The organism is Neobacillus oceani (assembly GCF_046237595.1).
Lineage (GTDB): Bacteria > Bacillota > Bacilli > Bacillales > Cytobacillaceae > Bacillus_D > Bacillus_D oceani.
The window spans coordinates 22,641-33,144 of the sequence record NZ_CP143544.1 but is presented as its reverse complement, the minus strand read 5'-3'; the positions used below and the strand labels follow the sequence as shown (position 1 = coordinate 33,144).

Sequence of the window (10,504 nt, the reverse complement as noted above, 5' to 3'; positions counted from 1 at the left end):
ATTTACAACAACAAAAACAAATTAAAAATGGGGTATGCGTATTTCGAACCGAATTAACCAAAAAAGCCGTTTTTTACACATTGGACACTGTCTACTAATTTATTTTTAAGGGTTTTATCATTGAAGTATAACAACAACAAAAACACAAAATGAAAGGGGTATTAAAAATGAAATCTTATTATTTCAAGAGGAATGCAGAAATTATTCAGGCGAAAGGTTCTATCCCTCTCTGGTTGATAAGTTCGTATCTAAATGTACACGAGAACACCGTCCGAAATTGGATGAGGAGGGAGATGGATCAGGAGAAAAAGTCTATGGTACTTGCAGCGATTGAAAAAGCGAAAAAAGAAATGGCGGAAATTCATTAAAGCGGGTGGGTGATATGTCAGGCTTTACGAAATTAGCCAACGATTTGTTGGAGCAAATAGCGAAACTTAAACTGAACGGCACTCAATTCAGAATCCTAATGGTTGTCTGGAGAAATACCTATGGTTGGCAGCAAAAAGAAAAGGACATGTCTTTATCCTTCATTGCCACTGCCACCGAGATTCACAAAAAACAGGTTGAACGAGAAATCAATGCTCTTATCAAAATGAACGTCATCACGGTGATCAAACCTGCTTCATTTAATTCATCCAGAGTGATTGGCTTCAACGAAAATCAAGATTCTTGGCTAGTGGACAGTGATTCAAAAAGCAGACAGGTAACTAATACGCTCCCTCCCATCGAAAATGGAGAGTCGACTGTCAGCGAATTAGTTCCGTCCCCAGTCAGCGAATCCGCTACCCAAGAAAGAAAGATTAAAGAAATATCTAAAGAAAAGGATGATAGATCATCATCTGAATTTAATCACAATTTTGTTGTTGAATATGAAAAACACTTTGTCCATTACCCTGGAGCAACTTTCGTTCAGGAGATGGGTCACTGGATAGATAACAGCCAGTTTAAGGAACCTGAAGCAATTATTTGCGAAGTTATAAAGCGAGCTAAGCTAAATGAGCCTAATAATCCACCAAAGTACATTCAATCGATTCTTAAGAGCTTGCATAATTTAGGGCTATTCACTTTGGACGCAGTCAGGAAGCATAATGAGAAATTTGACCGGAAATTTAATCAAAAGCCGGTACGGTCACTATTTGAACAAGGAGAAGAGAGCAGGAGAAGGCAGAATGCCCCTTATATCCCTCTGACTCCTGAAGAAGAAGCAGAACTGGACGAATTACTCCTGTAGGAGGTTTGAATATGGAAAAACCAGCTGTTCATCTATTGGACTTGCTTGGAGTCGAGAAGGTAGAAGGAATCCTTTTCAAGGTAAGGCCGGACTTGAGGGGCAACGCGCACGACGTAAAAGTGATAAGAGAAATTTGCGACGTTTGCGGAAAACCCAATGTCACAGCGTGGGAATTCAACCAGAATGGAGAAGCCTATCAGTACACCATATCGAAAGTGTGCGCTGCCTGTATGGTTGCTGCCGAGGATAAGAGCTTCACCCAAGAATTGATAAAAAAACGGCAAAATGCCCTTTTGGATAAGTGGTACAAAATCCCCGATAGTGATAATTCAGGATTCAAGAATTATGAACCTGTAAACAATGCCACAGCCAAGGCACTAGATACAGCAAAGAAGTTCACGAAAGAAATACTATCCGGGAAAGCTATGAACCTGTTATTAACTGGCTCGGTGGGAACCGGTAAGAGCCATCTCTCAAAAGCCATAGCAAGAACGGTCAAAGAAAAGGGCGGTCGCAGTGTCGCCTATATCGAAGCAGCTGACCTTTTCGATGAAATCAAACAGACTTTTGGCCACGATCGTAACAACGAAAGGTTCTACAAAGAATACTCCAGTTATTCGCTGATGATTATTGACGATGTTGGTCTAGAAACAAAAAAGCAAAGCGAAATTTCATGGACTGTTTCGGAATGGACGAAGCTGCTTAATGCCAGGCAAGGAAAATCGACTGTCTATACGACCAACTTCGACGATGTTTCGCTGGCTGAAGTTGTAGGGCCAAGAGCGCATAGCCGGATGTATATGAATAGCATGTTCATTGATCTGTTCACCGATGATTACAGAAAAAGGCTCCAAATTATTTAACTTATAAATTTTAAGCTACCTAACAAGGGGAGGAAATGAAGTGGACAGAGAAAATCTGATGAATTTAGTTCGCGAATGTGAATGTTTATTAAAAATTGAAAATCCATCAAAAGAGCAATTAGATAACCTACTTGGAAAACTCTCGGAAATCATGACAATTTCCGTTGAAAGCAATTCCGAATTATTAAAAATGGTTAGAGAACAAAATGAAGATTTCCGATTGCTATCGCAACGTCTCGACGATACAACACTCGAAATGGAAGCAACTTTGGCTGTTCATGAAGCTTTTCTTGCTGACAGGGGCCTTACGAGCGATTTTGACACCTTTCTGGATTCGATAATGGCTGATTTTCCAAAGAAGGATAAGAAACTGTCATTGGTCAAAGCTATTCCTTTTTCCTAAAAAGACGGGGTCTGAACCTTACAAAACCTGACTTTATAAATAGATTTTCAGGGAGGTAGCCTTATATGGGGGAATTGGGGGAACGAGTTCCTCTGCCCGGCCTTTATTATTTACAATTTCTCTCTGAAGCAAAGGCGCGGGTAGATGAACTCAGTGAAGAAGCCCAGGAAGTCATACAGGCTTTATACGATGACATTTCGCCTTCTATAACACAGATTGATCGAGAACTTCAACGTTTCTATGTACAAAGTACATATCCCGACACGATGGCTATAAGAATCATCGAAAAGAAAGATATGTACAAAGAGTTAATCCAGAAAGAGCAAGCAAAAGCAATGACATTTGAAAAAGCCATGAAGACACTAACGAATCTGGAGAGAAGCGTTGTACAAGCCCACTATTACGGAGGGGGGACCCGTTTGGAGCTTTCCACTGAACAGTATGAAAGAGTGCTAAATTCAGCGCAGTGGAAGCTCTATTCTTTTTTGCAAGAGGAGGCTTGAAATTTAGATCAGTCTAAATGTTTGGGGGTAACAATGTGCCGGTTGCTGAAAAAAAGATAAACAAATACCAGATTTACAATATCCTCAAAAACTATCACTGGATGAATAAAGAGGTGAAAAGGATTGAGGAAGAACTTTATCAGCTAAATAACACGAATATCACAGAAACAGCAGAAGGAAAAATGCGAATCCGAGATACCAAAAGAACGAGGCTGTTGGAATACCTTGAAATGATTAATTTTATCGATAAGCGTGCACCAGTAATTGTAGGTATCAAGGAGAGCGCAATTCTGGATTGCTTACTGGATGGTATGAGTGTAACTGCTGTAGCAAGGCACTTTGGAATGAGTAGAGCGCAAGCACACAGAATTCGGGATGATATTGTAGATAAATTAGCTGAAGGATAGCCAACCTGGACGAGGAAAAACCAAGAAAAGTGGATACGGCGCATTATACATATAATGTGTCATGTTAAATATCCCAATATTTTACATTTATCGGACTCGAATTACTGGTTTCATAACTGTAGTTATGTAATGTATTTCGGAAACTCATTCTTAATTGGCACTTATCAGGAACAGAGGGGTGAATGATCATTGCTATTCACCGAAAGACAACAAAAAATGCTAAAGGTGATTTGCAGTCAACCGGGTGGCGTAAGTACTGAAGAGGCAATGGAAGCAACCGGCTTTAGTTATATGGACATAAAAGAAGTGCTACACGAGTTGACGCAACTAGAGATTGAAGTCAGGGCATTAAGAGCGTGGGATAATCCAGATCCCATCTCCCGGAGGAGAATCAGTAGGCTTTACCTTTCACCTTACGATCGCAACTATACAGCTTTATTGAAGCGGGTTTATGGCGACAGTATGATTGCTAATCCCGACATTTCTGACTCCATAAAAAGAATTTAGAGAACTAGAGGCAAATTTTCAACAAGAAAACAATATTCTAATCCATTTCCCCTGGAAGGGGGGTGAGCATAGGCGCTGTTAGAAAGAAATTTGTCTTGAAAAATCATTAAACCCTGTCAGTGAATAAAGCCAGTTAGGAGTGATAATGTGACAACCTACTATCCACAACCGACAACAATGCTGAATAAAAACAATCAGAAGGCCAATCCGACGAATATGTTCCTGCCTGCTAATGCACCTAAACCTCAGGTGACCAATTATGGTACGCCTACTGCTTCACCGGCACAGCCTGCAACGGTCCAGCGAACCACAGGGAAAGCCCCGTCAACTTCGGCGGCAGTAGGCATTGCAAATAACGCGTATTCTGTCTACAAAAATGCAGTGGCGAACAATCCGGCAACCAATAGCGCTACGGCAAACCAGCCGGCGGCAATCCCGACTCCACCAAAGCCGGAACCGTTTTCATTCAGTTACAACTACATGGACTATGATACGGCTCGGAGTCAGGCGGAACAGCAGTTCAATCCTTTGTATGAGCAGGCGGTCAAGAACATCCAGGCACAGCAGTATCAAAACGAAGTGGCATCAGGGGAAGCCGCGGCTAATCGGGGAATTGCCCAAAGCGGCCTTGCTGCGGATTCATTGAATAAAATCAAGATTGCTTCTCAGGGGCAAATTGCAGATGCCAACGCTCAGAAAATGAGCCAGGTTGCTGCTGTGGCCCAAATGCTTATGCAGCAGGACAAAATGCGTGGGGATGAGCTGTATCGACAGGCTTACCAACAATATCGAGATTCCATTGGAGATACGCGGTATCTGGATGAAACCACCTATAACCGAAACATAGATACACGTAATTTCGATTATCAAAAATCGTTAGACTCTTGGAACCAGAACTATATGACAGGGAGGGCCACTCGTTCTGATTTTGAGTCCGACAGAAATTACGACCGAGGGGTTTTTGAGTCCGACAGAGGTTACAACCGAGGGGTTTTTGAATCCAATCGAGCTTTTGATTATCAAAAAGCTACTGATACTTGGGAACAGAATTTTAAAACCAAGCTTGAAGATAATCGCCGAAAGGAATGGGAAATCGAAACAAAGAACGACCAATACTGGAAAACCGTTGATAAAAATTGGCGTGAGCACGTGTTCAATAATTTATCAGCTGACCAGTTAGCCAACTACAAGATGCTAAAAGAACAATTTGGCGAAGATATAGCATTTAGATACGCGATGAAGGAAGCTGAATTGAAGGCTCAGAAAGGAACTTCACAAGCGGAAATCGACTTCTACAAGTCGGGTTTTCCGGCACCGTAGGAGGTGGAGCGCTGGGCTCATTATCGAAGAAATATGAGTCTGGCAGTTCTGGTCCGGGAACCGTCGCCCGCAATGGTGGCGATTGGGGCGGCGCTTCCTACGGAACCTATCAGATTGCCACAAATACAGGTACGATGAACAGTTTTATCGATTACTTGAAAAAGACGAATCCAGCCATGCATCAAGCCCTTTCGAAATTCAAGCCAGGTACGAAGGAATTCGACACGGCATGGAAGGCTTTGGCGGCAACCAATTACAAGGATTTCGACCAAGTGCAGCATGCCTTTATCAAATCCTCACACTATGATCCGGCTGCCGCGAAAGTCAAAAAGGAAATTGGCCTGGATATCAACTCTTATTCGCCGGCTTTACAGAATGTTCTTTGGAGCACAGCCGTTCAGCACGGTGCAGGTGGGGCCGTGAATGTGTTTAAGGGCGCAGGGATTAAGCCTGGAATGAGCGAGGCGGAAATCATCAAGAAAATCTATTATGAACGCATGGCAGGGAACGGAACCAAGTATTTTGGTCGTTCTTCCCCTGAGATACGCCAATCAGTCGTCGCCAGGTTCAATAAGGAATTAAAAGATGCCCTCAGCATGCTGGGGTAGGAGGGGCAGGTATGGTATTCGATAAGGATAAATACAAGAAGATATTCGAAAACAGGCATGGGGCCGGGTCGTTTGACAGGCTCGGTTCACAGGCGGAAGAAGCAGCAAGGCTAAAAGTCGCGGCTGAATTTGCCAAAAGCCAATACAAAGAAAAATACAATGAAGAGCAAAAGCGGAAACAAGAAGCTGCTGAACGCCATCGTTTCTATGGCCAAACCCTTGCAGAATATGAGAAGACCCAGCAAAGGGCAAGAGAACAGGGGAGGGGCGGTCATCGTCCTTCCCGGGACCAAATGCTAATCGAATCAAAGGCGAATGAGAAAACAGAAGGGTTTTCGCCTTATGCTAAGGATGAGAAGAAAAAAACGCTCATAACAAATCCTGATCACATTACGGATTACGCTAAACAAAAACTGGGATTTAAACCTAAGTGGCCAGATCCAAAACCCAAAGCTCAAAAAAAAGATGAAGAAAAAGCACCAGCAAAGAAGAATAATAATGGCGGCGGGATATGGGGTGATCTCAAAGCCGCAGGAAAAGCAGCTGAGGATTTTTTCAATCCATTCGACAATGTGAAAGCTGAAGATGCCGTGAAGAACTTTATCAATCGTAACCAATCTGATGCTTTTAAAGGACTAGCTCGAGGTTCTAATAGGGTTGTTGATTCGGCATCACTAAACCTCATGAGTAATCTGGATAAAAAGTTGAACAACCGGGATCCTTATTACAATTCGGATAGAAAGATGGGCGATGGCGGCGGTACCGATATGCTTACTTCCGGTCTAGGATACTTGGTGCCTGGGGCTGGTTTCGTAAAAGGAGCCAAGGCTCTTGGAGTAGGTGCCAAGGCTGGCACAAAAGGTTTGGCAAAAGCGGGACAACTCGCAAAGGAAGGGGCTATTGTGGGTGGTGCCATGAGCGTAGCTGAGGTGGGGATTCGGGAAGGGTTAAATCCGGATGATACGAACTGGAAGCAAAACCTTGGGCACATAGGTTTAGGAGTCGGAGTGGGAGCAGCGGCAGATCCGGCTCTTTATGGATTAGGAAAGGGCTTAAAAGCAAGCCTGAGTAAACTTCTGCCAAAGAAGAATGCACCGATAAACGAAGCTGTTGTACCTAGTGTCGAAACGGAAGCCAAAGAGGTTTTAGGGTTACCTGCTCCTCAACTACAGCTTCCGCCACCGGTAAAGCAAAAACCATCTCTTGAAACTTTCTTCCAGACATTCAAAAAGCCTGAAGGATTAAAAACCCCGTTTGTTGAATTGCCTGAAAAAGTTCGTAGTGCAATGAATAAAAAGAAACTGGAAGAAGCCGGAGTATACTTCGGTCATAGCGGGCGGAACGAACCAAAACCGCGTTTGGAATCGCCGGAAATAAACGTTTCCAGGGGCGATAGGGAAGCCCTTGGCCGTCAGGCAGACAACATTCTCGAAACGGTTGGAAAGGTCCAGAACCAGCCTAGCAACCACTATGAGAAACGTCTTATAGAAGTTCAGCAGGCAATGAAGCAAATTCACGATAGTCGAAAACAGAAAATTTATTTGCCTGAGTTAAGTGTAGACGAATTGTATTCAATGGTTAGGGCTGATGCAGACCCAAAAACCTTCGATGAACTGGTGAAATTGAATGAACTTGAAGTTAATTTCAATAAAAACAATCCGGTACAAGGGCCACGAGAATCGAATTTAAAAGATTCGCTTAATAACGACCCGAAAATCGTCGAGTTCACCAAAGACTTATTCCCGCCTGAGCGTCCGGAACCGAAAATCAGTCGTGTAGCAACGCTTGATGAGATGGTCGACCATCTTGAAGGGATGGCACCGCCTAAACAAGAGCCGATTGAGCCAACACCTCTTGAATTCCGCCGGGAAAAAGGGTTCAATCCGGAAGTAACCACAAAGGGGAGAAACCCACTTCAGGATGAGTTTGAACAGGCTGTCGAAAGCCAGATGAAGACCATACAAACCATCTTCAAAGGGAAAAGCGACGAAGAGCTTCGTCAAATGGCAATCAACGCCCTAAAGGGCACTGGTGATTCTCCAAAATGGAAACCCGAAGCCTTGAATCGTATTGAAAAGCAGATCAGCAAGCTCCAGGATATCATGAACAAATCACCAGAAAAGAGCAGTGCTGTGCTTCCGGAAATCAAAGCGCTTGAAGAACAGCGGGAATTCCTATTGAAGTTGAATCTTCAGCTTTTCTCTGAGAATCAGAAGGTTTTACAGAAGGTTAAGCCATTGGAAGAAGTGTTTCAGGAGCTGTCATCATTGAAAAAGCAGTCAGAACAACAGACACCGAATCCTAAAGGAAAACTTAATGCAGAAGAAAAAACATTGAGGGAATATGAGGCTATAACTCCCAAAAAGGCCGAGGATGAAGAGTTTGGCGTAGTTAGGGCAAATGATCCTATTTGGAATGTCAGACTGAACCCATCTAAGCTCAAAGACATCAATGGGATTCAAGGGTACATGTCGGATATTTACCGGAATACGAGGGATGTCTTTGGAGATAAGTTCCAAGAAATCAAAAATGCCCTCTTGGATCCGTTCGATCATGCCAAAAAAGAGTATGTTGAACTGCAGGAGACCTGGCTGAATCGGTTAAACGACGAAATCGTAAAAGGATTGGGCATTTCAAAGGGTAGTAAGCTTTCGAAACTCGTCCAGGACTACGGGGAGAAAACCATTTCCCTTGATCAATTAAAGCAGGCTGCTCCAAAGGATTGGCAGAAGGTTGTAAAGGCCGATGAATGGTTCAGGAAGGCTTACGAATCATTAATTGACGAGGTGAATGCCTCAAGGGCTTCCATTTATCCAACGAATCCGGACAAGCTGGTGCCGAAAAGAAACGACTATTACAGACATTTTCGAGAACTTAACGGCCTCGAGGGAATTAAAAACTTATTCGACACTCCGGCTGGCATCGACCCTCAACTGGTTGGGACATCGGATTTTACAAATCCAAGCAGCAGGTGGGCAAGCTTTATGCAGAAAAGGGGAAAGGGTCCATACAAGAGTGATGCTGTAGGGGGATTCCTGAATTACCTGCCTTCTGCATCGTACGCAATAAAAATAGATCCTCACATCCCCCGTTTCAAGGAGTTTTCTCGGTCTTTGAAAGGTTTGACTGGCGGGACGAAAAATCTTAATCATTACATCGAATTCGTCGAAGACTTTGCTCGAGACCTGGCAGGAAAAACGAATTTTTTGGATAGACCATTCCAAAAATGGTTTGGACGGAGAACTTTTAGGGGGTTAGAATGGCTGAACACACGTGTAAAGAAGAATACTGTTTTGGGGAACTTGGGATCTACGCTCGCCCAGGTTGCTAACATTCCGAATGGAATCGCGTTTGCTAAGCACCATTCCGTGCCGGGTGCCATTAAAACCTTGAAGTCTATAATTGTGCAAAATAAAGAAGCGGCACAGTCTGGATTCCTGAAAGAACGGTTTTCCCACAGTATGTATGAAAAATTCAACACTCGATTGATTGATCAGCCTGAAAAGTTTGCTAGTTGGGTGATGTCAACGGCGGATAGGATCGGAACAACATTCGTTTGGAATTCGGCATATCAAAAGGGTCTAGCGCAGAAGGTGGCCGATCCTATTAAATATGCGGATGATGCCACAAGGAACTTGGTTGCAGGAAGAGGAATCGGAGAAGTTCCATTAGTTCAAAAATCAAAGCTATTCCAGTTAATCGCACCGTTCCAATTGGAAGTGGCCAATCTTTGGCACGTCCAACGAGATTTCATCAAGGAGAAGGACTTCGGTGCCATTGTAACGCTTTATTTAGGCTCCTGGCTGTTGAATAAAGGGATGGAGGAGGTAAGGGGTTCGGCGGTCACTTTCGACCCAATAGATGCCATACATGACGCTTTTACCGAGGAGGATTTATCCGGATGGGAAAAAGCCGGCAGAATTGGCGGTGAGATACTCTCGAACGTTCCCCTTGGACAAACTGCAGCGAACTTTTATCCGGAGTACGGAACTAAAAATCTTCCGACCAGGGAGGAATTCTTCGGTGACAGGGACCCTAACAGGTTTGGTTCTGGATTACTTGTCGCTAAAGGTGCCCAGGATCCTATTTTCAAACTAGCCCTCCCTTTTGGCGGTGCGCAGGCACAAAAATCCTTGAAAGGGTTAGACGCATTGAAAAAAGAGGGAGTATACAACAAGGCTGAAACCAAATTAAAGTATCCAGTAGAAAACGATGCGTTAAACAGCATAAAAGGTACTTTGTTCGGACCGGGGGCATTCCGGGAGGCAAGAGAATTTTACGATAAAGATCGCCAGGCCTTGGGCGAAAAACAAACACTTCAATACGAAAATATAAAGGCTTCTGGAGGAAATAGTACAGCATTCTATGAATATGTACTTAAAAACAGAGAAATTTCCAGTATTAAGGAAGAAATGAAGGGGATACAGCAGGATAATAGCCTATCCTTAACGAAGAAACAGGAAAGATTATTGGAATTGCATCAAAGGCTGCAAAATTTATTAAAACAATAAAAGGGGTGGATAGTCGTGTGGGAATGGGTTTGGGATAATTTGATTTGGATTATCATCGGTATCTTCGGAATTCGTTTTCTGATCAAGGATGTCCCTGAGTTAGTTATGATTTGGAGGAATACTGACAAATACGGTGATGATGACCCGTCGG

At 43.4% G+C, this 10,504-nt stretch carries 10 protein-coding genes; all 10 read left to right on the top strand.

Annotated features, from left to right (window positions below; all coding sequences use genetic code 11):
* Positions 1 to 167 precede the first annotated feature (167 nt).
* The 10 genes from V1499_RS23160 to V1499_RS23115 all read left to right on the top strand — a co-directional run bounded on the left by V1499_RS23160 (position 168) and on the right by V1499_RS23115 (position 10,353).
* Positions 168 to 368 (top strand): hypothetical protein, encoded by a 201-nt coding sequence (locus V1499_RS23160; RefSeq protein WP_409276388.1) that lies wholly within the window; start codon positions 168 to 170, stop codon positions 366 to 368.
* A 14-nt stretch (positions 369 to 382) separates the two neighbouring features.
* Positions 383 to 1,231, top strand: coding sequence for a replication protein (locus tag V1499_RS23155; protein ID WP_409276387.1), 849 nt, complete (start codon positions 383 to 385; stop codon positions 1,229 to 1,231).
* A gap of 11 nt (positions 1,232 to 1,242) precedes the next feature.
* On the top strand, positions 1,243 to 2,094 hold the full coding sequence (locus V1499_RS23150; RefSeq protein ID WP_409276386.1) for an ATP-binding protein: 852 nt from the start codon (positions 1,243 to 1,245) through the stop codon (positions 2,092 to 2,094).
* Positions 2,095 to 2,134: 40 nt separating this feature from the next.
* Complete coding sequence (locus tag V1499_RS23145; protein ID WP_409276385.1) at positions 2,135 to 2,497, top strand: hypothetical protein; 363 nt, start codon at positions 2,135 to 2,137, stop codon at positions 2,495 to 2,497.
* 65 nt (positions 2,498 to 2,562) lie between these two features.
* A complete protein-coding gene (locus tag V1499_RS23140) occupies positions 2,563 to 3,000 on the top strand; it encodes a hypothetical protein (RefSeq protein ID WP_409276384.1) in 438 nt (145 codons plus the stop codon).
* 35 nt (positions 3,001 to 3,035) lie between these two features.
* A complete protein-coding gene (locus V1499_RS23135; protein WP_409276383.1) occupies positions 3,036 to 3,407 on the top strand; it encodes a DNA-binding response regulator in 372 nt (123 codons plus the stop codon).
* 189 nt (positions 3,408 to 3,596) lie between these two features.
* On the top strand, positions 3,597 to 3,914 hold the full coding sequence (locus tag V1499_RS23130) for a hypothetical protein (RefSeq protein WP_409276382.1): 318 nt from the start codon (positions 3,597 to 3,599) through the stop codon (positions 3,912 to 3,914).
* Between the two features lie 147 nt (positions 3,915 to 4,061).
* On the top strand, positions 4,062 to 5,234 hold the full coding sequence (locus tag V1499_RS23125; protein WP_409276381.1) for a hypothetical protein: 1,173 nt from the start codon (positions 4,062 to 4,064) through the stop codon (positions 5,232 to 5,234).
* On the top strand, positions 5,165 to 5,842 hold the full coding sequence (locus V1499_RS23120; protein WP_409276417.1) for a hypothetical protein: 678 nt from the start codon (positions 5,165 to 5,167) through the stop codon (positions 5,840 to 5,842). The genes V1499_RS23125 and V1499_RS23120 overlap by 70 nt, the downstream gene beginning before the upstream one ends.
* 11 nt (positions 5,843 to 5,853) lie before the next feature.
* A complete protein-coding gene (locus V1499_RS23115; RefSeq protein WP_409276380.1) occupies positions 5,854 to 10,353 on the top strand; it encodes a hypothetical protein in 4,500 nt (1,499 codons plus the stop codon).
* Positions 10,354 to 10,504 lie beyond the last annotated feature (151 nt).

What these genes read in the sequence shown, in the direction of transcription:
- V1499_RS23140 (WP_409276384.1), top strand. Translation starts at nt 2,563, where the DNA reads ATGGGGGAATTGGGGGAACGAGTTCCTCTGCCCGGCCTTTATTATTTA.
- V1499_RS23115 (WP_409276380.1), top strand. Translation starts at nt 5,854, where the DNA reads ATGGTATTCGATAAGGATAAATACAAGAAGATATTCGAAAACAGGCAT.
- V1499_RS23155 (WP_409276387.1), top strand. Translation starts at nt 383, where the DNA reads ATGTCAGGCTTTACGAAATTAGCCAACGATTTGTTGGAGCAAATAGCG.
- V1499_RS23150 (WP_409276386.1), top strand. Translation starts at nt 1,243, where the DNA reads ATGGAAAAACCAGCTGTTCATCTATTGGACTTGCTTGGAGTCGAGAAG.
- V1499_RS23160 (WP_409276388.1), top strand. Translation starts at nt 168, where the DNA reads ATGAAATCTTATTATTTCAAGAGGAATGCAGAAATTATTCAGGCGAAA.